The 538-nt window shown below is 41.3% G+C and carries 1 pseudogene; it reads left to right on the forward strand.

The features are described from left to right. Positions 1–538, forward strand: a pseudogene (locus tag E7X56_RS11620) (hypothetical protein); the annotation flags it as partial.

Here is a 538-nt window from a genome sequence, read left to right on the forward strand (position 1 = left end):
GGATCAACCGTTGTCTGGTCCTATAATGTCAGCAACACTGGTGATGTTCCACTCACTGATATTGTGATAACTGATGATATGGAAGGTCCTATTGGTACTATTGCTTCACTTGGTATTGGCGAGTATAATAACAGCTTTACTGCCAGCAATATCTCTGTAGCAGGTCCTTATGTTAACAATGTAACCGCTTCTGCAACTTCTGATGGATCCGAGGTTAATGCTTCCGATATCAGCTACTACTTCGGTGTATCTTCTGAATCTGCTAATCCTTCTTTGAGTGTTGTCAAACTTACCGATGGTTATGATGTCGCTGATCCTTCTTCCTATGAGGTTGAAGTTGGATCAACCGTTGTCTGGTCCTATAATGTCAGCAATACTGGTGATGTTCCACTCACTGATATTGTTATAACTGATGATATGGAAGGTCCTATCGGTACTATTGCTTCACTTGGTATTGGCGAGTATAATAACAGCTTTACTGCCAGCAATATCTCTGTAGCAGGTCCTTATGTTAACAATGTAACCGCTTCTGCAACTT

Source organism: Methanococcoides sp. NM1, assembly GCF_900774285.1.
Lineage (GTDB): Archaea > Halobacteriota > Methanosarcinia > Methanosarcinales > Methanosarcinaceae > Methanococcoides > Methanococcoides vulcani.